This is a genomic window from Vibrio sp. T9 (genome assembly GCF_003123985.1).
GTDB lineage: Bacteria > Pseudomonadota > Gammaproteobacteria > Enterobacterales > Vibrionaceae > Vibrio > Vibrio diabolicus.
In genome coordinates this window covers 1-271 of the sequence record NZ_NIGY01000212.1, presented here as the reverse complement: position 1 = coordinate 271, position 271 = coordinate 1, and the positions used below count along the sequence as shown (strand labels likewise).

Below are 271 nucleotides of genomic sequence, written 5' to 3'. Positions count from 1 at the left end.
TATATTGTTAAAGAGCTTGGCTTTCAGTGCCTTAGCACTTAAGCGAGGTGCGTATAATACGCTTTCCACTTTGAAAGTCAACATAAAACTCTAAAAAGATTAGAACTTTATGGTGACTTGCTTAAATCTTAAGCAAGTGCAAAATAAAGCCTGGCGATGTCCTACTCTCACATGGGGAAGCCCCACACTACCATCGGCGCTATTTCGTTTCACTTCTGAGTTCGGCATGGAAATCAGGTGGGTCCAAAACGCTATGGTCGCCAAGCAAATT

Annotated in this window: 1 rRNA gene; it reads right to left on the bottom strand. The window is 42.4% G+C overall.

The window, feature by feature from the left end:
- Window positions 1-148: 148 nt before the first annotated feature.
- Window positions 149-265: ribosomal RNA gene (rrf, locus tag CBX98_RS26135) — 5S ribosomal RNA — on the bottom strand.
- Window positions 266-271: the final 6 nt, after the last annotated feature.